At 71.3% G+C, this 25,252-nt stretch carries 20 protein-coding genes; 14 read left to right on the top strand and 6 right to left on the bottom strand.

All coding sequences use genetic code 11. From position 1 onward, the window contains the following. Nucleotides 1–347 precede the first annotated feature (347 nt). From ACG0Z3_RS15225 to ACG0Z3_RS15205, 5 genes are all read left to right on the top strand, one after another. A complete protein-coding gene (locus tag ACG0Z3_RS15225; RefSeq protein ID WP_394398882.1) occupies nt 348–3,365 on the top strand; it encodes a TonB-dependent receptor in 3,018 nt (1,005 codons plus the stop codon). A gap of 232 nt (nt 3,366–3,597) precedes the next feature. Next, nucleotides 3,598–5,151: a tryptophan halogenase family protein gene (locus ACG0Z3_RS15220; protein ID WP_394398880.1), complete on the top strand. Its 1,554-nt coding sequence runs from the start codon at nt 3,598–3,600 to the stop codon at nt 5,149–5,151. Beyond that, entirely contained in the window at nt 5,148–5,855 is a 708-nt protein-coding gene (locus ACG0Z3_RS15215) for a SapC family protein (RefSeq protein ID WP_394398878.1), read from the top strand. Before ACG0Z3_RS15220 ends, ACG0Z3_RS15215 begins: the two co-directional genes overlap by 4 nt. Nucleotides 5,856–5,993: 138 nt before the next feature. After that, nucleotides 5,994–7,001: a cupin-like domain-containing protein gene (locus ACG0Z3_RS15210; RefSeq protein ID WP_394398876.1), complete on the top strand. Its 1,008-nt coding sequence runs from the start codon at nt 5,994–5,996 to the stop codon at nt 6,999–7,001. Then, entirely contained in the window at nt 6,998–8,548 is a 1,551-nt protein-coding gene (locus ACG0Z3_RS15205; protein WP_394398874.1) for a tryptophan halogenase family protein, read from the top strand. The genes ACG0Z3_RS15210 and ACG0Z3_RS15205 overlap by 4 nt, the downstream gene beginning before the upstream one ends. A 19-nt stretch (nt 8,549–8,567) precedes the next feature. On the opposite strand, the gene ACG0Z3_RS15200 is transcribed toward ACG0Z3_RS15205, so the two are convergent. The 5 genes from ACG0Z3_RS15200 to ACG0Z3_RS15180 form a co-directional block, all read right to left on the bottom strand. Beyond that, entirely contained in the window at nt 8,568–10,046 is a 1,479-nt protein-coding gene (locus tag ACG0Z3_RS15200; RefSeq protein ID WP_394398872.1) for an aminotransferase-like domain-containing protein, read from the bottom strand. Beyond that, nucleotides 10,046–10,630, bottom strand: a complete 585-nt coding sequence (locus ACG0Z3_RS15195; protein WP_394398870.1) for a LysE family translocator — start codon at nt 10,628–10,630, stop codon at nt 10,046–10,048. The genes ACG0Z3_RS15200 and ACG0Z3_RS15195 overlap by 1 nt, the downstream gene beginning before the upstream one ends. A 92-nt stretch (nt 10,631–10,722) precedes the next feature. After that, the gene (locus ACG0Z3_RS15190; protein ID WP_394398868.1) at nt 10,723–12,033 is read right to left on the bottom strand and encodes an ATP-binding protein; all 1,311 of its coding nucleotides are present in this window, start codon (nt 12,031–12,033) and stop codon (nt 10,723–10,725) included. Then, nucleotides 12,030–12,698, bottom strand: a complete 669-nt coding sequence (locus ACG0Z3_RS15185; RefSeq protein ID WP_394398866.1) for a response regulator — start codon at nt 12,696–12,698, stop codon at nt 12,030–12,032. Before ACG0Z3_RS15185 ends, ACG0Z3_RS15190 begins: the two co-directional genes overlap by 4 nt. A 75-nt stretch (nt 12,699–12,773) precedes the next feature. Further along, nucleotides 12,774–13,409, bottom strand: coding sequence for an HD-GYP domain-containing protein (locus ACG0Z3_RS15180; protein WP_394398864.1), 636 nt, complete (start codon nt 13,407–13,409; stop codon nt 12,774–12,776). A 97-nt stretch (nt 13,410–13,506) separates the two neighbouring features. Between ACG0Z3_RS15180 and ACG0Z3_RS15175 the strand changes: the two genes are divergently transcribed. The 5 genes from ACG0Z3_RS15175 to ACG0Z3_RS15155 all read left to right on the top strand — a co-directional run bounded on the left by ACG0Z3_RS15175 (nt 13,507) and on the right by ACG0Z3_RS15155 (nt 18,279). Then, nucleotides 13,507–14,118 carry a helix-turn-helix domain-containing protein gene (locus ACG0Z3_RS15175; RefSeq protein ID WP_394398862.1) on the top strand — a complete coding sequence of 204 codons (612 nt, stop codon included), beginning with the start codon at nt 13,507–13,509 and terminating at the stop codon, nt 14,116–14,118. Between the two features lie 5 nt (nt 14,119–14,123). Beyond that, a complete protein-coding gene (locus tag ACG0Z3_RS15170; protein ID WP_394398860.1) occupies nt 14,124–14,840 on the top strand; it encodes a response regulator in 717 nt (238 codons plus the stop codon). Between the two features lie 194 nt (nt 14,841–15,034). Continuing rightward, nucleotides 15,035–15,400, top strand: coding sequence for a response regulator (locus ACG0Z3_RS15165; RefSeq protein ID WP_394398858.1), 366 nt, complete (start codon nt 15,035–15,037; stop codon nt 15,398–15,400). A 78-nt stretch (nt 15,401–15,478) separates the two neighbouring features. Further along, a complete protein-coding gene (locus tag ACG0Z3_RS15160) occupies nt 15,479–16,999 on the top strand; it encodes a DUF1800 domain-containing protein (RefSeq protein WP_394398856.1) in 1,521 nt (506 codons plus the stop codon). 5 nt (nt 17,000–17,004) lie between these two features. After that, nucleotides 17,005–18,279, top strand: a complete 1,275-nt coding sequence (locus ACG0Z3_RS15155; RefSeq protein WP_394398854.1) for a DUF1501 domain-containing protein — start codon at nt 17,005–17,007, stop codon at nt 18,277–18,279. Between the two features lie 106 nt (nt 18,280–18,385). Here the strand turns inward: ACG0Z3_RS15155 and ACG0Z3_RS15150 are convergent, their stop codons facing one another. Further along, the gene (locus tag ACG0Z3_RS15150; protein ID WP_394398852.1) at nt 18,386–20,431 is read right to left on the bottom strand and encodes a methyl-accepting chemotaxis protein; all 2,046 of its coding nucleotides are present in this window, start codon (nt 20,429–20,431) and stop codon (nt 18,386–18,388) included. Between the two features lie 246 nt (nt 20,432–20,677). Here ACG0Z3_RS15150 and ACG0Z3_RS15145 point away from each other — a divergent pair, with 246 nt between their 5' ends. Genes ACG0Z3_RS15145 through ACG0Z3_RS15130 form a run of 4 tightly spaced genes read left to right on the top strand, consistent with a single transcriptional unit; the run spans nt 20,678 to nt 25,251 of the window. Continuing rightward, entirely contained in the window at nt 20,678–21,964 is a 1,287-nt protein-coding gene (locus ACG0Z3_RS15145; protein ID WP_394398849.1) for an efflux RND transporter periplasmic adaptor subunit, read from the top strand. 16 nt (nt 21,965–21,980) lie between these two features. Beyond that, entirely contained in the window at nt 21,981–22,658 is a 678-nt protein-coding gene (locus ACG0Z3_RS15140) for an ABC transporter ATP-binding protein (RefSeq protein WP_394398847.1), read from the top strand. Then, nucleotides 22,655–23,944 carry a TolC family outer membrane protein gene (locus ACG0Z3_RS15135; RefSeq protein WP_394398845.1) on the top strand — a complete coding sequence of 430 codons (1,290 nt, stop codon included), beginning with the start codon at nt 22,655–22,657 and terminating at the stop codon, nt 23,942–23,944. The genes ACG0Z3_RS15140 and ACG0Z3_RS15135 overlap by 4 nt, the downstream gene beginning before the upstream one ends. Continuing rightward, the gene (locus tag ACG0Z3_RS15130; RefSeq protein WP_394398843.1) at nt 23,944–25,251 is read left to right on the top strand and encodes an ABC transporter permease; all 1,308 of its coding nucleotides are present in this window, start codon (nt 23,944–23,946) and stop codon (nt 25,249–25,251) included. Before ACG0Z3_RS15135 ends, ACG0Z3_RS15130 begins: the two co-directional genes overlap by 1 nt. Nucleotide 25,252 lies beyond the last annotated feature (1 nt).

Here is a 25,252-nt window from a genome sequence, read left to right as displayed (position 1 = left end):
GCCTGAGCCCGCCGCCGCGCCGGTTGTTGCGCGGATCGGGAAAACCATGTGGCCGATCCAGGGTGACTGACGCATCATTGTCTGAAAGCGCTTTCAGAGATTTTTCTGCAAGCAGCCTTCCAACTTGAAGCGGTCCGCGTCCTGCCGTGCGTACCCCCTGTCCACAGGGCGATGCGGCCAGCGCGGGGCCGCACCGACACCCCTTTCTCTGCCTGACAAGCCGTTGCGGCCACGCCGCAGACCAAGGGTGTTGCCTAGTTTGAAAGCGCTGCCAATCAAGTAATGTTGAAAGCGCTTTCAGTCCATCAGGACATCACGAGAAGATCACCAACTCTGGAGACAAGTGAATGAGACAGCCCCGCCCCGCCCTTCGCCTCTCGCGCCTGGCCGCTGCCAGCGGCCTGCTTTTCGTCGGCGTGGCCGCCCAGGCCCAGGTGCCAAACGCCGGCCCCACGCCCAGCACGTCGGTGCCGCAGGCGCTGGCCAGCACCACGCAGTTGGAGACTGTCGTCGTCACCGGCATCCGCCGCTCGCTGGAGACCTCGGTCAACCTCAAGCGCCAGGCGTCCGGCCTGGTTGATGGCATCGTCGCCGAGGACATCGGCAAATTCCCCGACACCAACCTCGCCGAGTCGCTGAGCCGCATCTCCGGCGTCTCCATCGACCGCAGCAACGGCGAAGGCACGCGCATCACCGTGCGCGGCATGGGCCCGGACTTCAACCTGGTGCTGCTCAACGGCCGCCAGATGCCCGGCTCCAGCGTGGACGGCGGCGCGCCCAGCTCGCGCTCCTTCGATTTCTCCAACCTCGCGGCCGACGGTGTCGCCGCGCTGGAGGTCTACAAGACCAGCCGCGCCAGCAGCCCCACGGGCGGCATGGGCGCCACCGTCAACGTGCGCACGCAGCGCCCGTTCGACATCAAGGAAACCGTGGCCCAGTTCGGCGTCAAGCTGGTCAGCGACCAGTCGGCCCGCCGCCTGCCCGGCGAGGAACAGGGCAAGAAACTGACGCCCGAACTCAGCGGCATCTACAGCACGCAGAGCAATGACGGCATGTTCGGCATCGCGCTGATGGGCACCTACCAGGTGCGCGACTCCGGCTACTCGCAGGCCAACGTCAGCAGCGGCTGGAAGACCTTCGACGGCATCAAGGACAACGACTGGAACGGCCCCAATGCCGTCTGGGGCGGCCTGCCGCCGGCCTCGGGGGGCACCATCAAGAACCGCCCGGCTGCCGGCTCCATCTACAGCGTGCCGCAGAACCTGAACTACTCGTTCACCGGCGTGCACCGCGAGCGCCTGAACGGCCAGTTGGTGCTGCAGTTCAAGCCCATGAAAGACCTGGTGGGCACGCTGGACTTCGTGATGTCCGAGCAGAAGTTCCGCCAGCGCCGCAACGACATCTCGGCCTGGTTCAACTACGGCGGCCAATTCGGCGAGTTCCAGACCGGCTCGCCGTCCTCGCCCGTCATCTACGGTGAGACCATCCCGGCCGCCAACGCCGACCTGGCCATGGGCGCCTCGCGCATCAGCACCAAGAACAAGAACCAGCAGATCGGCCTGAACCTGAAGTGGAAGGCGACCGATGCGCTGAACTTCGACATTGACGCCCACCACGCCACCGCCACCTCGGGCGCCAACGACCCGCTGGGCACGGCCGTCACGCTCGGCACCGCTTCGATGAACCGGGGCGACACCTTCGTCGACTTCAGCAACAAGTTCCCGGTGCTGGGCATCAAGGGCACGACGCTGGACCCCGCCAAGCAGGAGCTGCAGGGCTCGGTGTTCGGCAACAGCTACCAGAAGAACGAGGTCACGCAACTGCAGACCCGCGGCAACTGGCGTATCGACGACGCCAGCAGCCTGGACTTCGGCCTGACGCTGACCGAAGTGCAGAACCGCTCGGCCTTCGCCAACGTGCAGCGCGACACCTGGGGCGCGAACGCCGCCGGCGGCCCGGCCGCCCTGCCAGACAACATCTGGAAGGCTGACTCCATCAGCAAGTACTTCAGCCGCATCCCCGGTGCCAACGACTCGCGACTGTTCAACCAGTTCTTCTATTTCAACTTCGAGGATCTGCGCGCCGCCGCCATCAAGACGCTGGGCTCTGACACGCTGCTGAAGGCCTCGTTCGACTGGCAGGACGACTTCCGCACGACGGAAAAGTCGCAGGCCGTGTTCGGCCAGTACAACCTGAGCTGGGACTGGGGCGTGCCCATGGACGCTGCCATCGGCGCCCGCTACGAGCGCACCAAGGTCAGCTCGCCGTCGGTAGAGAAGATCCCGGTGTCGGTGGCCTGGACTGCACCCAACGAAGTGCCCATCGACTTCAGCGGCACGCGCTCCGCATCGCGCGACGGTAAGTACGGCTACTTTCTGCCGTCCATCGACTTCAGCGCCGACATGACCACCGACACCAAGCTCCGCGTCAGCTACGGCACGACCATCGGTCGCCCGGGGTGGAACGCCATCCAGGGTGGGCAGCGGCTGGATACCCTGGCTCGTGTCGGCGGCGGCGTGGGCTCCGTGGGCAACCCGGAGCTCAAGCCGCTGAAGTCGAACAACCTCGACTTCTCGGCCGAGCACTACTACGCCAAGAGCAGCTACGTCGCGGCCAGTTACTTCCGCAAGTCCCTCAAGGACTACAACGAAGCCGTCGTCACCCGAACCAACCTATTTAACCTGCACACGCCGATCGGGAGCGCGATGTACAAGCAGGCCCAGACTGCTGGAGGCTGCGGCGCCGATTCGGAGTGCATTCGCAAGTACATCTTCGCGAACTTCCCGACCGCCCCAGGTGTCAACCCCACCGGCGCAGCCGGAAGCGGCCTCGGCACCATCACCGCCCAGCCCACTGACCCCTTGCTGATGTTCGACCTGGGCACCTATGTCAACAACAAGCGCACCAGCAAGCTCAACGGCATCGAGCTGAACGCACAGCATGTGTTCGGCAACAGCGGCTTCGGCGTGTCGGCGAACTTCACCAAGGTCAAGTCCAACCTCGGCTACAACAACGCCAAGGCTGGGGCGCAGACCGACGTGCTGGTGGGCCTGGGGGATTCGGGCAACCTGGTCGGCTTCTTCGAGAACGAGACCTTCACGACGCGTCTGGCCTACAACTGGCGCGGCAAGTTCCTGGCCGCCAACTACGGCGGCTCGGAAGGCGCTCAGCCGCTGTACGTGGAGCCCTTCGGCCAGTTCGACCTCAGCGTGGGCTACAACTTCAACAAGAACCTGCGCCTGCAGCTCGAAGCCATCAACCTGACCGACGAGTACACACGCACCCACCTGCGCAACGAGAACCAGATCGGCGCCGTGACCCAGCTGGGCCGCCGCGTGATGATCGGCGCGCGCTACAAGTTCTGAGCGTGCTTCCCGGGGCCGGCCCTGCCGGCTCCGGGCAGACCTTCCCCCAGGCAAGTCGGGACATGCGGGCCCGCGCCTGTGGGGCACAGTCTGGTTCTGCGGCGCTTGCATCCTGAGGCGCCGCTCTTGTTCGCCATCTGGCGAAGCCGCGCGAGCGGCTTTTTTTGTTTGTCCCTCGTGTCCACGAGGCCCGGCGCCCGGCCTGCGGGAGTGAAAGCGTCCAATGCACGCCATGAACGAACCCCTTCGCAACATCGTCGTGCTGGGCGGCGGCTCGGCGGGCTGGCTGGTGGCCGGGCTGCTGGCTGCCGAACATGGCGACACACTGCGCATCACGCTGGTGGAATCCAGCGACGTGCCCACCATCGGCGTGGGTGAAGGCACCTGGCCGTCCATGCGCGACACCCTGCGCCGCATCGGCCTGGACGAGACCGAGTTCATCCGCCGCTGCCAGGTCAGCTTCAAGCAGGGCTCGCGCTTCGACGGCTGGGCCCGCGGCGGCGCCGGCGAGGCCGGTGACCGCTATTACCACCCCTTCATGCTGCCCGTGGGCCATGGGGACGCCGAGCTGGTGCAGGCCTGGCTTGCGCTGCAGCCGCAGCGCCCGTTCGCCGACATCGTCAGCCCCAGCGTGCAGGTGTGCGAGGCCGGCCGCGCGCCCAAGCAGGTGCAGACGCCACCCTTCGGCGCCGTCGCCAACTACGCCTACCACTTCGACGCCGGCCTGTTCGGCCAGCTGCTGCGCGAGCACGCCGTGCAGCAGCTGGGCGTGCGCCACGTGGTGGACCATGTGGACGCCGTGCTCTCGCACGACAGCGGGCCGCGCGCCGGCGACATCGCGGCGCTGCGCACGCGCGCCCACGGCGACCTCGGCGCCGATCTCTTCATCGACTGCTCTGGCCTGCAGGCCCGCCTGATCGGCCAGCACTTCGGCGTAGCGCTGAAAAGCGAGCGCGAGGTGCTGTTCAACGACGCCGCACTGGCCGTGCAGGTTCCCTATGCCTCGCCGGATGTGCCGCTGGCACCGGTCACCATCGCCACCGCCTGGGCCAAGGGCTGGCTCTGGGACATCGGCCTGCCGCACCGCCGCGGCGTGGGCTGCGTGTTCTCGCGCGCCCATGCCAGCGAGGACGAAGCGCGGGCCGCGCTGCAGGCCTACCTCGACGCCACCGGCGCCCCGGCCGAGCGCCCCGTGCCGCGCCCCATCCGCTACGACCCCGGCTACCGCCAGCAGTTCTGGGTGCGCAACTGCGTAGCCATCGGCCTGTCCAGCGGCTTCATCGAGCCGCTGGAGGCCTCGGCGCTGGCGCTGGTGGAGCTGTCCGTGCAGCGGCTTTGCGAGGAGCTGCCCATGACGCACGCCACGCTGCCCGCCGTCGCGCGGCGCTACAACGACGACTTCAGCTACCGCTGGGCCCGCGTCATCGACTTCCTGAAGCTGCACTACGCGCTCACGCAGCGCGACGACAGCGACTACTGGCGCGCCCACCGCGACACCGCCTCCTGGCCCGAGCGCCTGCGCGAACTGCTGCCGCAGTGGCGGCTGCGCGCGCCGGCCCGGCACGACTTCGGCCGCAACGACGAGGTCTTCCCGTCAGCCAGCTACCAGTACGTGCTGTACGGCATGGGTTTTCGCCCTGACACCCGCCCGCCGTCCGCCGACAAACTGCAGGCGGCGCAGGCCTGTTTTGACGAAGCGGCCCGCCTGGCCCGCCGCTTCATCCCCGCCCTGCCCGGCCACCGCAGCCTGATCGACCACCTCCACGCCCAGAGCCCCGCCCGATGACCCGCCCCGCCCTGCTCGACAACGTCACCCACCGCCACCTGCGCGTCCACACCGAGCGCTCCGCCGCCCTCGGCGACGCGCGCCAGTACTGCCTCGCCCTGCCGGCCGAGTTCCGCCAGCTGCAGGCCCACTTCCCCATCGTGTTCCAGCTCGTCGACGGTGATGCCGGCTTCCAGCCGGTGGCCCTGTTCGGCCTGCAGGAGGGCCAGAACCTGTTCCTCACCGACGCCGGCTGGGACGCGCCGGCCCTGCCCATGGCCCTGCAGCGCGACCCCTTCATGATCGGCCGCGCCAGCGATGGCTCGCTGAAGCTGCACATCGACCTGGACAGCCCGCGCCTCGTGCGCCCCGAGGAGGGCGAGGTCGGCATGGCGCTGTTCCTGCCGCACGGCGGCTTCAGCGACTATCTGGACAACGCCGTGCAGCTGATGGAGGCGCTGCACGCCCAGGCGCAGCAGCTGCCCGCCTTCATCGACGCGCTGACGCGCCACCAGCTGCTGGAACCCTTCGTCATGGACATCGAGACGGCCGACGGCGAGCAGGGCCGGCTCTCGGGCCTGTTCACCATCCACGAGGAGCGCCTGGCTGCGCTGCCCGGTGCCGCGCTGGAAGCGCTGGCTCGCGACGGTCACCTGCTGCCCGCCTACATGCAGATCGCGTCGCTCGCGCAGCTGCCCGTGCTGCTGGAGCGGGCGAGTCGATGAGCCCCCTTGCGGTGGGGCGGGTCATGACCCGCCGCTTGGTAGAGAGGTGCCTGTCCACCAAACGGCGGGTCGCGACCCGCCCTACGGTGAACCTCGGCGCCTGCGGGCTTGCACCTCCTCATTCGCCGCCCCATTGACATGCGCGACATCCCCGCCTGGACCGGCCCGTTCGACCCGGACAATCTGCCCGCCGAGCTGCTGACGGCAGACCGGCCCTACATCGTGCGCGGCGGCTTCACGCACTGGCCCGTGGTGCAGGCCGCGCGCCAGTCCGACGAAGCCCTGGGCCGCTACCTGATGGGCCTGTACAACGGCGTGCGCATCGGCCTGTTCCAGCTGGCGCCTGAAGCCCGGGGCCGGGTCTTCTATGCCGACGAGACGCTGAAAGCCTTCAACTTCAGCCGCTACGCCGCCACGCTGGACCAGGTGCTGACCGGCCTGCTGGGACTGGCCGAGACCCCCGAGCCGCCGGCCCTCTACGTCGGCTCGACCACGGTGGACGCCGTGCTGCCCGGCTTCCTGGACGCCAACGTCATGGGCCTGGGCGCACGCGACGCGCTGGTCAGCCTGTGGCTGGGCAACCGCACCCGCATCGCCGCCCATTACGACCTGCCCGACAACCTCGCCGTCGTCGCCGCCGGGCGGCGCCGCTTCACCGTCTTCCCGCCCGAGCAGATCCACAACCTCTACATGGGCCCGCTGGACCCGACGCCGGCCGGCCAGCCCATCAGCCTGGTTGACTTCCAGCAGCCCGACTTCGAGCGCTTCCCACGCTTCAGGCAAGCACTGGACGCCGGCGAGGTGGCCGAACTGGAACCCGGCGACGCCATCTTCATCCCCAGCATGTGGTTCCACCACATCGAAGGGCTGGCGCCCGTCAACCTGCTCATCAACGCCTGGTGGCGGCAGACGCCCGAGTACGTCGACTCGCCGCTGAGCACCCTGCACCTGGCGCTGATGACGCTGCGCGACCTGCCCGAGAAGGACCGTCGCATCTGGCAGCAGCACTTCCAGCATTTCGTCTTCGGCGCCGACGACACGACCTGGGCCCACATCCCCGAGGCCGCGCGTGGCCTGCTCGGCCCCATCGACGACACCCTCTCGCGCCAGGCCCGCGCGCAACTCCTGACCCTGCTCAAGCGATGAACACTTCCACCCCCTTCAACCGCGTCGTCATCGCCGGCGGCGGCACCGCCGGCTGGATGATGGCCGCGCTGATGAGCAAGCTGCTGGGCAAGCAGCTGGACATCAAGCTCGTCGAGTCCGAGGAGATCGGCACCGTCGGCGTCGGCGAGGCCACCATCCCCGCGCTGCACACCTTCCACAACCTGCTGGGCATCAACGAGGCCGAGTTCATGGCCGCGACCAACGCGACCTTCAAGCTCGGCATCAACTTCGAGGGCTGGAAGGCGCCCGGCCAGGACTACTTCCACTCCTTCGGCGCCACCGGCAACGACCACTGGAGTGCCGGCTTCCAGCACTTCTGGCTCAAGGGGATGGCCGAGGGCCTGTCCAAGACCTACACCGACTACAACCCCGAGACGGTGGCCGCCTTCGCCAACCGCTTCGCCCACCTGCCGCGCAACGGCCTGAACTACGCCTACCACCTGGACGCCAGCCGCTATGCCAAGTTCCTGCGCGCGATGAGCGAGGGCTACGGCGTGCAGCGAATCGAGGGCAAGATCGCCCGCGTGCTCAAGCACGAGACCGATGCCGGCGCCGCCCGCGCGGGCGACATCGCGGCGCTGCAGATGGAAGACGGCAACCGCATCGACGGCGACTTCTTCATCGACTGCACGGGCTTCCGCTCGCTACTGCTGGGCGAGGCGCTGGGCGTGGGCTACGAGGACTGGTCCTACTGGCTGCCCTGCGACCGCGCGGTGGCCGTGCAGACCGCGTCGGTGCGCGAGGCGTGGCCCTACACCCGCTCCATCGCCCACCCCTTCGGCTGGCAATGGCGCATCCCGCTGCAGCACCGCGTGGGCAATGGCTTGGTCTACAGCAGCAAGGAGCTCAGCGACGCCGATGCGCCCGAGGTGCTCAAGCGCAACGTCGAGGGCGAGCTGCTGACCACGCCGCGCGTCATCCGCTTCACACCCGGCCAGCGCGACAAGGTCTGGGAACGCAACTGCGTGGCCGTGGGACTGGCCAGCGGCTTCGTCGAGCCGCTGGAGTCCACCAGCATCCACCTGATCCAGCGCTCGGCCATCCGCCTCATGCAGCTGTTCCCGGCCGGCGGCATCCAGCAGTCGGACATGGACGAGTTCAACCGCCAGTCCAAACGCGAGCTAGAGCACATCCGCGACTTCATCGTGCTGCATTACCACGTCAACGAGCGCACCGACTCCGCGCTGTGGCAGCACGTGCGCGAGATGGACATCCTGCCCACGCTGCGCCACCGCATCGACCTGTTCCGCGAGACGGCGCGCGTGTTCCGCCCCAGCGACGAACTGTTCGCCGAGATCTCCTGGGTGCAGGTCATGATGGGCCAGGGCATCCTGCCGCAGCGCTACCACCCGGTGGCCGACCAGATGAACCGCGAGGAGCTGGCCCGCTTCCTTGGCGACATCCACCTCAAGGTCGCGCGCATCGTGGGCGCCCTGCCTCAGCACCAGGCCTACGTGGAGCAGCTCTGCGCGCCCTACCGCCAGGCCAGCGTGGCCCAGTTGGCCGCGACACCGCTGCAAGCCTGATCCGTCTGGCGCGAGGCCTTCAGCGCCTGGGGGACAGGGCCGCGCCGACAGCTTCTGCCAGCGGGCCGCGCGCCTTTGCCAGTGCCAGCCGAGCCCCCGCTGCGGCGCCCAGCTGCTCGCGCAGGAACTCCGCCAGCCGCGGCTGCTGGCTGAAGGCGACGTTGAAGCGCAGGTGCGGGTCGGCCGCGCCATCGGCCGCGAAGGTGGCGCCGCGCACCAGCAGGATGCCGCGCCGGAACGCCTCCTTGACGAGCCCGTCCACGTCCACGGCCGCCGGCAGCGCGCCCCACAGGAACAGGCCGCCCTCGCCCGCATGCTCCAGCGGCATGCCGGCCTCGCGCAGCTGGCGCGCGGCGCTGACGCGGGCGGCACCCAGCCGCTGTTGCAGCCGGTCCAGGTGCTTGCGCCAGCGGCCCGCGGCCAGGACTTCCAGCATGACGAACTCGTTGAGCGCCGCCGTCGTCAGCACCGACAGGATCTTCTCGCGCATCAGCGGCTTCAGCAGCGCGGGTTCGGCGGCCATGTAGCCCAGGCGCAGCGCCGGGCTCATGGCCTTGGCGAAGCTGGAGTAGTAGATGACGCCTTCCAACCCCGACAGCTGCGCCAGCCGCGTCGGCGTGCCCGGGTGAAAGTGGCCCTGCACATCGTCCTCGGCGATCAGCACGTGGTGGCGCTGCGCCAGCATCAGCACGCGGTGCAGGTTGGCGGCGCTGCTGCCCCAGCCGGTGGGGTTGTGCAGCACGCTCTGGATGAACAGCAGCCGCGGGCGGTGCTGCGTGCAGGCAGCGTCCAGCGCGTCGAGGGCTATGCCGTCGTGGCGGCGCGGCACCGGCACGATGGTTACGCCGGCCTGGCGCAGCCGGTCGAACAGCAGGAAGTAGCCGGGCGTCTCCACTGCCACCGTGTCGCCCGGGCGCAGGAAGGCGCGGCAGATCAGGTCGATGGCGTGGGTGCCGCCGTAGGTCGTCAGTACGCGGCCGGCGTCCACCGCCACGCCCTGGCCGCGCAGCAGCATTGCGATGCGCTCGCGCAGCTCCGGCAGGCCCTGCGGCGGGCAGCGCGAGGCCATGCCGGCCGTGGCCCGCGCCAGGCCGCGCTGCACGGCGGCGGCGGGCACGGCGTCTTCCAGCCACGTGGCGGGCAGCGCGCCGCTGCTGGCCAGCAGCACGCCGGCCTTCTGGTCGTTGGCCTGCTGGGCCAGCCACACGGCCTCCTGCTCCTCGCCGGCCTCCACGCGCGTGGCATCGGGCATCGCGTTGGCGGGGCTGTCGGCGACGAAGAAGCCGGCGGTGCCGCGCGAGTCGATGAGGCCGGCGGCGACGAGGCGGTCGTACGCGCTGACGACCGTGTTGGGGCTGACGCCCAGCTGCGCGGCGAGCTGGCGGATGGAGTTCAGCCGCGCGCCGGGCGGCAGCTGCGCGCTCTGGATGAGCGCGTGCAGGCGCTGCTCGATCTGGTCGGCCAGCGGGGTGGAGGAATCGCGGTCCAGCGAGAACATCAGCGCAGCAGCAGCAAGGCCAGTACAGCCAGGGAGACGGCCATGATGGCATTGAACACACGCCGCCGCCGCGGGCTCTTCAGGAAGCGGCCTATGCACGCACCGAACAGCGCCCACATCGAGATGCACGGAAAGCCGACGAGCGCACCGACCAGGCTGACGAGCACGGCGCCTTCGACGATGCCAAGGCCGACGGGCATGAAGACCGACGCGATGGTGATGGCCTTGATCCAGCTCTTGGGGTTGACGGCCTGGAACAGCGCGGCCTCCACGAAGCGCACCCGCGCGGGCGGCCGGTCCTGCGCGGCGGGCGCGCCGGCCAGCTTCCAGGCCAGCACCAGCATGTAGGCCGTGCCCGCCAGCTTGAGCGCCGCATGCAGCGCCGGCCAGGCCAGGAACAGCGCCCCCAGGCCCAGGCAGGTCACGAAGGTTTGCACCGCGCCGCCGGCGTTGATGCCCAGGATGGCCGGCAGCGTGCGCCGGTAGCCGTGGTGTGCCCCGCTGGCCACCAGCATCATGTTGTTGGGGCCCGGCGTACCGGACATCAGCGTGCAGTAGGTCAGCAGCGGCAGCAGTTCGTGCATGCCGCCATTGCAGCGGCTGCCGGGGCGGACGGGAAGGGACAGCGGTGCGGGGCGCGCGGCGTGCTGTATCAACGCCGGCACCCACACAGCGCTCAGGCGGGCCAGCCGATCTCCGCGCGCAGGCCGCCCAGCGGCGAGTCCGCCAGCCGCACCGTCGCCCCCTGCTGCCGCGCAGCGGCCTTCACGATGGCCAGGCCCAGGCCGCTGCCTTCCACCGACGCATCGTCGCCGCGCTGGAAGCGGTCGAACACGCGCTCGCGGGCAGCCGGCGGGATGCCCGGGCCGTCGTCGTCCACGCGCAGCAGCGGCGCGCCGCGCGGGCCGCGCAGCGCTGCGACCTGCACGGCGGTGGCGCCGTACTTCACCGCGTTGTCGATGAGGTTGCGGCAAGCGCCGCGCAGCGCCTGCGGATCGCCGGTCAACGGCAGCGGGTCAGGCGCATGCAGCGCCAGCGCCACGCCTGCCTTGTCGGCCAGCGGCTGCACGTCGGCCACGGCCTGGCGGGCCAGATCGGCCAGGTCCAGCGGCAGCGCGGCGGTGTCCGCGCCGGGCTCGGCGCGCGCCAGCGCCAGCAGCTGCTCCACCAGGCGCACGGCGCGGTCGATGCCGCTGCGCAGGCGGGCGATCGCCGCGTCCTGCTGCTCGCCCGGCGCCGAGTCGCGCAGCAGACCCAGCTGCAGCTTCAGTGCGGTCAGCGGCGAGCGCAGCTCGTGGGCGGCATCGGCGACGAAGCTGCGTTGCGCGTCGAAGGCATCGGCCAGCCGAGCCAGCAGGCCGTTGAAGGCGTCCACCAGCGGCGCCACCTCGCCGGGCAGGCCAGCGGTGGGCAGCGCATCCAGCGCCGTCGCACCGCGGGCCTTGGCGGCGTGCGTCACACGGGCCAGCGGCGCCAGCGACACGCCGATCAGCCACCACATGGCCGCGGCCACTAGCGGCAGCGCCACGGCCACCGGCACCACGCTGCGCAGCGCAGCCAGCGCGGCGAGCTTCTGGCGCACGGCCAGCGGCTGCGCCACCTGCACGACGCGCAGCGGCGTGGCGGCGCTGAACACGCGCCAATCCTGTCCGCCCAGGCGCAGATTGGAGTAGCCCAGCACGGCGCGCGCCGGCAGCGGCTCGGTCATGCCCTGCGGCCGGCTGGAATACAGCTCCAGCCCCTGCACCGACCAGATCTGCACGACATAGTCCAGCCCCGGGTCGGCCAGCGCGGCGGCCTCGTCGGGCGCGACGCGGCCCTGGTCGCGCAGCGACAGCGCCGTCTGGCGCAGCTGGTAGTCGAACAGCTGGTCGGCCTCGGCGCGCACGCTGACATAGGTGGCGCCGGCCACGGCCGCTGCCGTCACGGCGCCCAGCACGGCCAGCAGCGCGAACAGGCGGCCGCGCAGCGTGGAGAGCCACTTCATGATTTCTCGGGGCCGGCGTAGTACCCGAGGCCGCGGACCGTGTGCAGCAGGTCCGCGCCCAGCTTCTTGCGCAACTGGTGCATGTAGACGCTGATGGCGTTGCTCTCCAGCTCCTCGCCCCAGCCATAGAGCCGGTCTTCCAGCTGCGCGCGCGACACGATGGCGCCGGGCCGCTCTAGCAGCGCCTGCAGCAGCGCGAACTCGCGCGCCGACAGCAGGATGGGCCGGCCAGCGCGGGTCACCTCGCGGGTGGCCGGGTCCAGCCGCAGGTCGGCCACCGCGAGGGCGCTGTCGGTGCGGCCGTTCTGGCGGCGCGAGATGACGCGCAGCCGCGCCAGCAGCTCGTCCAGCTCGAAGGGTTTGACGAGGTAGTCGTCGGCGCCGGCGTCCAGCCCGGCCACCTTGTCGGACGTCGCGTCGCGTGCCGTCAGCACGATGACCGGCGTGGCGTCGCCGCGGGCTCGCAGCGCGCGCAGCACCTCCAGCCCGCCACGCTTGGGCAGGCCCAGGTCCAGCAGCACGACCTCGAAGCGCTCGCCGCTGGCCAGCACCGACTCGGCAGCCTGGCCGTCGCGCACCCAGTCGGCCGCGAAGCCCTGGCGGCGCAGCGCCTCGCGCAGGCTGTCGCCGATCATGGAGTCGTCTTCAACGAGGAGCAGGCGCATGGGGTGGCGGAGATGGCGTGCGCCACATTGTGCGGCGCTCAGAACATCGCCGAGCCCTGCGCGCCGAACCGGCGCTCAGCGCAGTGCCGCCTGGCCCCCGGCCACATGGTCGCGCAGCGCGATCAGCGCCGGCGCGTGCGCCAGGAAGGCGTCGACGACCTCGGGGTCGAACGCCGTGCCGGCCTGCTCGGCCAGCATGGCCAGCGCCACGTCGTCGGCCCGGGCCGGCCGGAAACTGCGCCGCATCGTCAGGGCATCGAAACAATCCACCACCGCCACGATGCGGGCCGACAGCGGAATCGCCCGGCCCTTGAGCCCCTGCGGGTAGCCGCTGCCATCCCAGCGCTCCCGGTGATGCAGCGCGATCTCGGCCGCCAACGCGAACAGCGGCAGCCGCGAGTGGCTCAGCAACGCGGCCCCTCGTTCGGGCTGGGCCTGGCGGCGGCGGCGCTCCTCGGCGGCCGTCAGCGGCCAGTCGGGCTCGAAGGCAGCCGCCGCGTCGGTCTCACCCACGTCGTGCAATGGCGCGGCCAGGCGCAGCAGCTGCGCCGCGTCGCCGTCCAGCCCCAGCCGGCAGGCCAGCGCCTCCGCCAGGCGCCCCAGGCGCACCCGGTGCGCGCCCATCTCAGCCGGCGTCGCGGCATGCCCCGTCATCAGAGCCGCAGCCCCACCGGGTGTGGCCGTGCAGTCGGTGTTGGCGAGGATCGGCATGGGTGATCTCCGAAATTTGACCGAATTGTCCATCACCGAGTTTTTTATCAAATGAGAAGCCAACGCACCAGCCCGCAAAAACGGCAAAATATGGCGCGTGAACGCCAGCCCTTCCGTGCCCGACACCTGCTCCACCACCGAGGCCGCTCAGCGCCTGGGCCTCGCGGTGCGCTCCGTGCAACTGATGGTGGACCGCGGCGAGCTGCAGGCCTGGAAGACGCCGGGCGGCCACCGCCGCATCCTGCTCAGCTCGCTGCAGGCCTGGCTGGCCTCGCGCGGCAGCGTGGCCGCAGCAGGTGCACCACAGGCCGCATCTGCGGCAGCGCGGCCGCTCACACTGCTGCTGATCGAGGACTCGGTGCACTTCCAGAACCTCATCAGCCTCATCGTCAAGCGCGAACTGCCCGACGCCGATCTGCACATCGCCTCGGACGGCATCGCCGGACTGGCGCTGGCCGGCCGGCTGGAGCCTGACGTGCTGCTGATCGACATCCTGCTGCCCGGCATCGACGGCGCCGCGCTGATCACCAGCCTGCGCTCGCATCCCCAGTTCGCCCGCAGCCGGCTCATCGTCGTCACCGCGCTGGACGAAGCCCAGCGCGAGCCCTACCGCTTCGCGCTGGACGGTGTGCCGCTGGTGCACAAGACCGGGCTGGTGACCGAGCTGCCGCGCCTGCTGGCCCAGGCCCAGGCGCCCGCAACAGCCTGAACCCCATGCCCGCCCGCCTGCTGCTCATCGAGGACGACGCCTCGATCGCCAGGTTCGTGGAGATGGCACTGGAAGACCTGCCCGGCGTGGAGCTGCAGGTCGTGACCCATCTGGCGCAGGCCCGCACGGCCCTGTCGGGCGGCGGCTGGCAGTTGGTCATCAGCGACCTGATGCTGCCCGATGGCTCCGCCGAGGCCTTGCTGGCCGAGGGCCGTGCCCAGGGCGCCGACGCGCCGCCCTGGGTGGTGTTCAGCGCCGGCCTGCAGCCCGAGCGGCTGCTCGCGCTGCAGGCACTGGGTGTCGCGCGAACACTGCGCAAGCCCGTGCCGCTGGCCCAGCTGCTGAGCACCGTCACGGAACTGCTGCCGCGCCGCGCCGCTGCGGCCGGCCCTGCCCCGGCGCCGGCACCGTCGGCGCCCGCCACCCTGCAAACCCATTTCGGCGGCGACCTGGATCTGTTCGAGCGCTTTCGCACCGGCTGCCTGGCGCGCTTCGCCGACGACATCGCCCAGGGAGATGCCGCCATCGCCGCCAGCGATACCGAGGCGCTGCGGCGCGTGGCCCACGGCCTGAAAGCGGTGCTGGAGCTGCTGGGCCATCCGGACCTCTCCCGCCAGGCCCTGGCGCTGGAGGACGCTGCCACCCACGGCTCGGCACTGCAGGCCGCCGGCTGGGCGGTGCTGCGTCGCGGCCTGCAGGCACTGCGGCAGGCCGCACACTGAGCGGTCGAGCGCCTGCCGCATCTGGCAAATATCCGGGTTTACACCGTATTTGCAGTGCATTCCTGTTCGACCCTATCAATGAATTTGATAATGCTGGCATCCAACGCCTGCAGCCACACGATGCCCGCCGACCAGCCCACTGCCCAGCGCCCGACCTCCCCGCCTACGCAGCCTCTGCGGTCCCGGGGGCGGTGATGACGGTGGTGCTGTACGTCGAGGACGACCCGGTCAACGCCCTGCTCATGCAGGGCATCGTGGAACTGCGGCCGGGCTGCCGCGTGCAGGTGGCCCGCAGTGGCGCCGAGGCGCGGCGCATCGTGGCCAGCCAGGGCGTGGACCTGCTGCTGTGCGACCTGCGCCTGCCTGACGTCAGCGGCGACGCGCTGCTGCCGCAGCTGCGCCAGGCCGGCCTCGCGACGGACGCGCCGGCGCTGCTGGTGACGGCCGAGCCCGAGTACGTGGCGGCCGACCTGGCCCGCCGGGGCGGGTTCGACGGCTACTGGTCCAAGCCGCTGGACGTGGCCGCTACGCTGCGCAGCCTGGAGCGCTGGCTGGGCTGACACAAAACTTTGCGCAGGGGCCACACCGGCTTGCGCAAAGCGCGGGATGCTGCGCCGTCACGACGACGGAGACCGCCGATGAACCCCCGACGCCGACTCATGCTGGGTACGGCCGCGCTGGCCGGCCTGCGCCTGCCGACTGCCCTGGCCGGCAGCGCCGCCCCGCTGAGCGCAGAAGAGCGTGCGCTGCATGCGCTGAACCGCCTGGGCTACGGCCCGCGGCCGGCCGATGCGGCCGCCATTGCCGACCAGGGCGCCGACGCCTGGCTGGAGCGCTTCCTGACCGAACAGCTGACGCCGCGCCTCCTGGCCGCGCCAGCGGCGCTGAGCGAGCGCCTGGCCGGCATGGAAGTGCTGCAACTGGGCCAGGCCGAGCTGCTGGGCCGCTACCGCGAGGCCGTGAAGGCCGCCCGCGAGGCGCGCCGCGAGCAGGCCCAGGGCGGCAAGCCTGACGCCGACGCACTGAACGCCGTGCGCGAGCAAGTGCGCCCGCTGCTGGCCCAGGCCGCCACCGCGCGACTGGCCCGCGCGCTGCACAGCCCGGCGCAGCTGGAGGAGGTGCTGACCGAGTTCTGGTTCAACCACTTCAATGTGTTCGCCGGCAAGAACGCCGTCGGCGTGCTGATCGCGAACTACGAGCACCAGGCCATCCGGCCGCATGTGCTGGGGCGCTTTCGCGACATGCTGGGCGCCACGGCCAAGCATCCGGCCATGCTCATCTACCTGGACAACGCGCAGAGCGTGGCGGCCGACCGACCTCCGCGCCGCACCGTCGCCAACCCGCAACGCGCCAATGGCCTGAACGAGAACTACGCCCGCGAGCTGATGGAGCTGCACACGCTGGGCGTGGACGGCGGCTACACGCAGCGCGACGTGACCGAGCTGGCCCGCATGCTGACCGGCTGGGGGCTGGAGCCACGCAAGCTGCTGGCCGGCGCCACGGGTGACGCCTTCGCGTTCGACCCGCGCCGCCACGACAACGGCACCAAGACCTGGCTGGGCCAGAGCATCGCGGGCGCCGGCCAGGCCGAGGGCGAGCGGGCGCTGGACATGCTGGCCGCCCACCCGGCCACCGCGCGTCGACTGGCCCACAAGTTCGCCCAGGCCTTTGTGGCCGACGAGCCGCCGGCCAGCCTGGTGCAGAAGCTGGCCGACAGCTTCCTGACCAGCGGCGGCGACCTGCGCGAGTTCACGCGCGTGTTGATGCGCGCCGACGAGTTCTGGCAGCGCGAGGCCTTCCAGGCCAAGTTCAAGACGCCCTACCAGTACCTGCTGTCCAGCCTGCGCGCGCTGGACCTGCCGCTGGCCAACCCGCAGCCGCTGCTGCAGGCGCTGTCCCAGGCCGGCCAGCCGCTGTATGGCGCGCAGACGCCGGACGGCTACAAGACCATCGCCGCCGCCTGGCGCAACCCCGAGGCGCTGACGCAGCGCGTGCAACTCGCCGCCACGCTGGGCCAGCGCAGCGGCGTGAGCGCCGAGCGGCTGGGCAGCACGCTGGGCGCCTCGGTCAGCGCGGCCACGCGCCGCACGCTGGCCAGCGAGCCGGCCGGCCAGCAAGTGGCCCTAATGCTCGCGTCGCCCGACTTCATGAAGCGCTGACGCCCATGTCCATGCACCCTCGTTACCAGGAGCTGTCCATGCACCGCCGCCAACTCCTGCAGGCCAGCGCACTCGCGCTGGGCGGCCTGCCCGTCTCGCTGCTGCGCGCGCAAACCGCCGCCCCGAAAAAGCTCGTCGTCGTCATGTTGCGCGGCGCGGTGGACGGCCTGTCCGTCGTCGCGCCCCACGGCGAGCGCGACTACGCAGCCGGCCGCCCGCAGATCGCGCTGCCCGTGCCCGGCGCCGAGGACGGCCTGCTCAAGCTGGACTCGCTGTTCGGCCTGCACCCGTCGCTGGCGATGCTCAAGCGCCACTGGGACGGCGGCCAGCTGGCCTTCGTGCACGCCAGCGGCTCGCCCGATGCGACGCGCTCGCACTTCGACGCGCAGGACTACTTCGAGTCCGGCACGCCGGGCCGCAAGTCCACGCCCGACGGCTGGATGAACCGCCTGCTGGCCGCGCTGCCAGGCGAGCCCGCACCCACGCGAGCCATCAGCCAGGGGAGCACGCCGCCGCGCATCTTTGCCGGCACGGCCAGCGTCGCCAACCTGGGCCTGGGACCCAACGCGCTGCAGCGCCGCAGCATCGACAACCCGCAGATGCAGGCCGGCCTCGCCAAGCTGTACGCGCAGGACCCGGCGCTCAGCGCCACGCTGCGGGACACCACCGAGGGCCGCGGCGAGATGGCGCGCAGCATGGCCTCGGGCATGGCGCCGGGCGAACGCAGCATGGACCCGACGGCCGATGCCGGCGCGCCGTCGGCCCGCAGCTTCGCTGCCGACGCGCTGCGGCTGGGCACGCTGATCCGCAAGGACCCGCACACCCAGCTCGCCTTCACGGCCGTGGGCGGCTGGGACACGCACGTCAACCAGGGCGCCGCGCGCGGCCAGTTGGCCAACCGCCTGGCCAGCCTGGGCCAGGGACTGGACGCGCTGGCCACCGGTCTGGGCGATGCCTACCGGGACACCGTCATCGTCGTGGCCAGCGAGTTCGGCCGCACCGTGCGCCAGAACGGCAACGGCGGCACGGACCACGGCCGCGGCAACGTCATGTGGCTGCTGGGCGGCCCGGTAGCGGGCGGGCGCGTGCTGGGCGAATGGCCTGGGCTGGACCGCGCCGCGCTGGCCGACGGCCGCGACCTGGCCGTGACCACCGACTTCCGCCAGGTGCTGGCTGCCGTGCTGCAGCGCCACCTGGGGCTGCCGGACAGCGCACTGGCCAGCGTGTTCCCGCAGCCTGGCGCCATGTGGCGCCAGGCTGGCGAGCTCATCCGCAGCTAGGAGGCCGGCATGCCCCGCACGACACCGCCCCTGTTCGGCCTGTGCCTGTGCGGCGCGGTGCTGGCCTACTTCGTCCTCGTCCTGGCCGCCTGAGCGGCGCCGCAGCTCACAGGCCGCGCTTGGCCTGGGTCAGCAGCGTCGACACCTCGGTGGAGCGGCCGGCAAACACCGAGCCGGCGCCGATCAGGCGTTCGGCCTGCTCGTACTGGCCGCCGTTGATGCGGCGCGCGACGTCACCGGCCGCCTCGTGGAACTGGGCATGCTTGTCCATCAACGCCACAAAGGTGGGGCGCGAGCCCCAGCGGCGCTGACCGTCGCCGTGCAGCCAGCGGCCCAGAGGGCACTGGTCGTCGCGGCAGATGGTGTCGGCGTCGAGCCGGGCGCGGTCGGCGATGGCCTGGCGCAAGCGCACCTTCCAGTCGCGGTGGGCGTTGATGGCGCTGTCGAAATCGAAGTCGGCACGCTCGATCGGCTCGTCCTCGATGTCCAGTGACAGGCCGGCCGGCATCGAGAAGCGCGCCACCTCGCCCACCAGGCTGCCAGCCTGCGACTTCATGGACGCGGCGGCGGCAGCCGTCTCCTCCACGAGCGCGGCGTTCTGCTGCGTGGCGCGGTCCAGCTCCTGCACAGCCTGGCCGATCTGGGCGATGCCCTGGCTCTGCTCGCGCGAGGCCTGGGCCACGTCGCCCAGCAGCTGGTCCACGCGCTGCGAGCCGTCGACGATCTGCACGATGGTCTCGCCCGCGCGGCCCACGATGGCCGTGCCGGACTCCACCTGCTCCACGCTGCGGCCGATCAGCGTCTTGATCTCCTTGGCCGCCTCGGCGCTGCGCTGCGCCAGCATGCGCACCTCGCTGGCCACCACGGCGAAGCCGCGGCCCTGCTCACCGGCGCGCGCGGCCTCGACCGCGGCGTTCAGCGCCAGGATGTTGGTCTGGAAGGCGATGCCGTCGATGGTGCCGATGATGTCGGCGATGCGCGTGGACGAGTCGCGGATGGCCTGCATGGTCTGCGCCACCTCCTCCATCACGCGGCCGCCGTCGCTGGCGATGCGGGCGTTCTGGCGTGCCAGCTGCGAGGCCTCGGCCGTGTGCTCGGCGCTGTGGCGCACGGTGGCCGAGATCTCCTCCATCGACGCGGCCGACTCCTCCAGGTTGGCGGCAGCCTGCTCGGTGCGGGCCGACAGATCCATCGCGCCGCTGGCGATCTCGTCGCTGGAGTGCAGGATCTGGTCGCTGGAGCGGCTCACACGCAGCACCATGTGGCGCAGCGAGTCCTGCATCGTGGCCAGCTCGCGCATCAGGTCGGCCGCCTCGTCGCGGCCCCACGGGGCGGGCGTGGTGGTCAGGTCGCCGGCCGTCATCGCGCGCAGGTGGCGCCGCGTCTCGTCCAGGCCGCCGTCCATGACCTTGAAGAAGCTCAGGAACAGGTAGCCCGCCACGCACAGCATGAAGACCAGCACGACGCCGGTCCGGTAGATGAGGCGCAGCTCGGCGTCGCGCAGGTCGTCCACGTACAGACCCGAGCCCACCACCCAGCCCCACGCGTCCAGGCCCTTGACGAAGGCGATCTTGTCGGCCGGCTCAGCCTGGCCCGGCTTGGGCCACTGGTAGCTCACGAAGCCCTGGCCGTTGCGTCGCACCTCGGCGACGAAGGCGTTGAACAGCGCGACGCCGTTGGGGTCCTTGATGCCGCTGCCGTCCTTGCCGTCGAGCTCGGGCTTGATCGGGTGCATGACGATGCGGGACTGCATGTCATTGATCCAGAAATACTCCTGGCCGCCGTAGCGCAGCTTGGCGATGGCCTGGCGCGCCTGGGCCTGGGCCTCCTCGCGCGACAGCCCGCCGGCCTCCAGCCCCTGGGCCCAGCTCAGCACGTTGTGCGCAATCTCGACATGCTGGCGCAGCGCGGCCTGGCGCTCCTGCAGCCGGGTCTCGGCCTCGTCATGGATGAGCCAGGCGATCAGCCCCAGCAGCGGCACCAGGAAGGCCGCCGAGATGACCAGCGCCTTGGCGCCGAAGCGCAGGCTGCGGAACAAGCGCACGCCGGGCGCCCAGAAACCGTGGTGGGAGAAGAAGCCACCAGCGGCGTGGGCGCTGGGCGAGCGGACAGAGACGGGCAACCCGATCGGGGCTGCAGCGAGATTCGGCATGGCGGGCTAGGAAACTGGAACGGATTCATCCTAGGGAGGCCGATTGCGGAGGCGATTGACCTGCGTCAAACGCAGCAGGGACTCGCTCCGGTAGCGAGACATATGCCGCATTTGGCGCGGGTAGGCCGGCGCTGACCGCGCCGGGGGCCGGACTGTCCGCACGCTGTCCGCGGACACCACCGCAGCGCCCAAGTGCTTGATGCCGCGTAGCGCCTGGCCGGGCACGGCGCTTGCGATGTTGGGCCCATGAACTCCCACTTCCGCGACACCTCCGAGCAGGACCGCCCGCTCGCCCCCCGCGCCCGCCGCTGGCCGTTGCTGCTGGGCGGCGGCGTGCTGATCATCACTGCCGTCGCGCTGGGGGCCGGTGGGCGCCTGCGCCAGGCGCTGTCCGCCGACGCTGCCGTCAGCGCCGCGCGGCTGGGCATCGCCACCGTCGGCATCGGGCCGCTGACGCGCGACGTGGCCGGCGAGGGCCGCGTCGTCGCCGCGCAAAGCCCCACGCTGTACGCGCAGGGCGGCGGCACGGCAACCCTGATGGTCAAGGCCGGCGACCCGGTGCGGCAGGGCCAGGTGCTGGCGCGCGTGGACTCGCCGGAACTCACCAACCGCCTCGCGCAGGAGCGCAGCCAGGTGGACGCGCTGCGCGCCGACCTGGCCCGCGCCGAGGTCGAGGCGCGCCAGCAGGCGGCGGCCTTGCACAGCGCGTTCGAGAACGCCCGCATCGACCACCAGACCGCGCAGAACGACCTGGCCCGCCAGACCCAGGCCTTCGAGGCCGGAGCGACGGCGCGCATGCAGGTCGAGCGCGCGCAGGACGCGCTGGCCAAGGCCCGGCTGGCGCTGGAGCAGGCCCAGTCCCTGCGAGGGCTGAAGACCGACAGCCTGAAGCTGGACGTGCAGGCCAAGCACAGCGCGCTGGCGCGCCAGCAGCTGCTGGTGGCCGACCTGGAGCGCCAGGTGGCCGAGCTGCAGGTGCGCTCGCCGGTGGACGGCCAGGTGGGCCAGCTCTTCATCGCCGACCGCACCAACGTCACGCGCGACGCGCGGCTGCTGTCGGTCGTCGACCTGTCGGCCCTCGAGGTGCAGATGCAGGTCGCCGAGAGCTTTGCGCGCGAGCTGCAGCCGGGCATGCCGGGCGAGATCTCCGGCGGCTCGGCCGCCGGTCAGCGCTGGGCGGGCCAGGTCAGCTCGGTGTCGCCGGAAGTCGTCAACGGCGAGGTGGCTGCGCGGCTGCGCTTTGCCGGTGCGCAGCCGGAGCAGCTGCGCCAGAACCAACGCCTGTCGGTGCGCGTGCTGCTGGACCGGCGCGACCAGGTGCTGGGCGTCGCGCGCGGCAGCTTCGTCGACGAAGGCGGTGGCAGCCACGCCTACGTGGTGCGCAACGGCGTGGCCGAGAAGGTGGCCATCCAGCTGGGCGCGCGCTCGCTGGAGCGGGTCGAGGTGGTGTCGGGCCTGAAGGTCGGCGACCGCGTCGTCGTCACCGGCGCCGACAACTTCAAGGGCGCGGACCGCGTCCTGATCGCCGATTGAGAAACAAGGACATCCCATGCTCCAGATGGAAAAACTGCAGAAGGTCTACCGCACCGAGATGGTCGAGACCTACGCGCTGCGCGACCTCAATCTCACCGTCCGCGAGGGCGAGTTCGTCGCCGTGACCGGGCCGTCCGGCTCCGGCAAGACCACCTTCCTCACCATCGCCGGGCTGCTGGAAGCCTTCAGTGCCGGCACCTACAAGCTGGACGGCATCGACGTCAGCCGCATGGGCGACGCGGAGCGCTCGCGCATCCGCAACCAGAAGATCGGCTTCATCTTCCAGGCCTTCAACCTCATCCCCGACCTGAACGTGCTCGACAACATCGAGGTGCCGCTGCGCTACCGCGGCATGGGCGGGGCCGAGCGCCGCAAGTGCGCCGCCGACGCGCTGGCCCGCGTGGGCCTGTCGGCGCGCGGCAAGCACTACCCGGCGGAGCTGTCCGGCGGCCAGCAGCAGCGCGTGGCCATCGCCCGCGCGCTGGCCGGCGAGCCACGCCTGCTGCTGGCCGACGAGCCCACCGGCAACCTGGACAGCGCGATGGCCCGCAGCGTCATGGAGTTGCTGGAGGAGCTGCACCGCGACGGCGCCACCATCGTCATGGTCACGCACGACCCGCAGCTCGCCGCGCGCGCGCAGCGCAACGTGCATGTCATCGACGGCCAGGTCGCGGACCTCGCCGCCACCGCATGAAGACGCCCCTGCGCCTCGCCGCACTGACGTGCACGCTCGCGCTGCTGGCCGCGGGCGCGGCCCGCGCCGACGACCTGCTGCAGGTCTGGGCCCAGGCCCGCGCGGCCGACCCGCTGCTACGCCAGGCAGCCGCGCTGAGCGGCGCGCAGGACGCCAGCGCCCGCGAGGCCCGCGCCGCGCTGCTGCCGCAGTGGCAGCTGGCCCGCAGCGAGCTGCGCGAGCACGGCGGCGCACGCTGGAACGTCACCACCAGCCACCTCAGCCAGGCCCTCGTCGACCTCGCCGCGCTGCGCGACTGGGATGCCAGCCGCAGCCTCGCGTCGGCGCAGGCAGCCCGCCTCGTCGCAGCCGAGCAGAGCGCGCGGGCCCGGGTGGCCGAGGCCTACTTCGGCCTGCTGTCGGCCCAGGCCCAACTGGCCACCGCGCGCGCCAACGAGGACGCCTTCGCCCGCCAAGTGAGCGACGCCCAGGCGCGTTTCCAGTCCGGCCTGTCGGCGCAGGTGGAGGCCGACCAGTCCCGCGCCTACCGCGAGCTGGCCCGCACCAGCACGCTGGCCGCCGAAGCGCAGCTGGCCGATGCCCGCGAGGCGCTGGCCCAGCTGACCGGCGCTGCGGCGCCGGCACTGCAGCCGCTGCACGCCACGCTGGCCGCACAACCGCTGCCTGACGGCGCCGACGCCTGGGCCGCGCGCGCGCTGCACGCCAACCCCGAGCTGCAGGCGCTGCGCCTGGCCATGCAGGCCAGCGAGCAGCGCCTGTCCTCGGCCCGCGCCGGCCACCTGCCCACGCTGAGCCTGGGGCTGGACACGCAGCGCCAGCGCGGCGACGGCGTGCCGCTGGCGGACGCCGGTCGCACGCCCACGCAGTTGGTCGTGCGGCTGACCGTGCCGCTGTTCGCCGGCGGCGCGACGGCCGCGGCGACCGACCGCGCCGGCTTCCAGCGCGAGGCGGCACGTGAGCAACTGGAGGCCGGCCAGCGGGCCGTGCTGCGCGAGGTGCGCGCCCGCCACCTGGCCGTCGGCCAGGGCGAGGCCCAGCTGCGCGCCACCCAGGCCGCCGTGGCCGCCGCTCAGCGCGCGCTGGACGCCACCCGCACCGGCCTCACGCTGGGCACGCGCTCCACGACCGACCTGCTGCTCGCCATCCAGACCCTGACCGCCGCGCAGAACGCGCAGACCCAGGCCCGTCACCACCACGTGCTCGCGCTGCTGGCGCTGCACCAGGCCGCCGGCTCGCTGGGCGACACCGAGCTGGCCGCCGTCAACGCCTTGCTGGAGGCACGCTGATGTTTCTTCACTACCTTGAACTCGCCTGGCGCAACGTGCTCGCCAGCAAGGGCCTGTCGGCGCTGATGGTGCTGGCGCTGGCTTTAGGCATCGGCGCCTGCATGACGACGCTGACCGTCTACCACGTGCTCTCCGGCGACCCCATTCCGCACAAGAGCGCGCGGCTGTTCAACGTGCAGCTGGACGCCGGCGACAAGGTCGGCTGGAAGGCCGGCGACGAGCCCACCTTCGACCTGACCCGCTTCGACGCCACCGCGCTGCTGCGCGACGCCAAGGCCAAGCGCCAGGCCATGTCCAGCGGCTTCAACACCGCAGTGGGCCTGCCCGATGCGGACACCAAGCCGGTGTTCTCGCCCACGCGCTACACCTCGGCAGACTTCTTCGCGATGTTCGACGCGCCGTGGCAGTTCGGCGCCGGCTGGAGCGCAGCCGACGACGCCGCCGAGGCGCGCGTGGCCGTCATCTCGGCCAACCTCAACGACAAGCTGTTCGGCGGCGCCAACAGCGTGGGCCGCGAGGTCATCGTGCGCGGCCAGCCGCTGCGCGTCATCGGCGTGCTCAAGCCCTGGCACGTCAAACCGCACTACTGGGACCTGACGCTGGGCAGCTACACCGACACGGAGGACCTGTTCCTGCCCTTCTCTACCGCCATGGCGCTGAAGATGGGCCACTGGGGCAACATGAATTGCTGGGCCCGCGGCGCCAACGGCGGCAGCTCACTGGACCTGAACGCCGCCTGCGCCTGGGTGCAGTACTGGGTGGAGTTCGAGAAGCCCTCGGACGCCGCCGCCTACCGTGACTACCTGGAGGCCTACTCCGAGGCGCAGCGCCAGGCCGGTCGCTTCGAGCGGCCCACCAACGTGCGGTTGCGCAACGTGATGGACTGGCTGGGCGCGCAGCAGGTGCTGCCGGCCGACGTGCGGCTGCAGACCTGGCTGGCCTTCGGTTTCCTGGCCGTGTGCATCGTCAACATGGTGGGCCTGCTGCTGGCCAAGACGCTGCGCCGCAGCGGCGAGATCGGCGTGCGCCGCGCCTTGGGCGCCACGCGCGGCGACATCTTCCGGCAGTTCCTCGTCGAGGCCGTCCTACTGGGCGGGGCCGGCGCGCTGCTGGGCTTGCTGTTCGCACAGGGCGGGCTGTGGCTGGTGCGCCAGAGCCCCAACGACTATGCCCGCCTGGCCGAGCTGGATGCCGCCATGCTGGCGCTGACGCTGAGCCTGGCCCTCACCGCCAGCCTCATCGCCGGCCTGCTGCCGGCCTGGCGCGCAGCGCTGGTGACGCCTGCGGTTCAGTTGAAAGTGCAGTGAT

The organism is Pelomonas margarita, assembly GCF_043555875.1.
GTDB lineage: Bacteria > Pseudomonadota > Gammaproteobacteria > Burkholderiales > Burkholderiaceae_C > Pelomonas > Pelomonas margarita.
The sequence above is the reverse complement of the archived record's forward strand: the minus strand, read 5'-3'. Positions and strand labels throughout refer to the sequence as shown.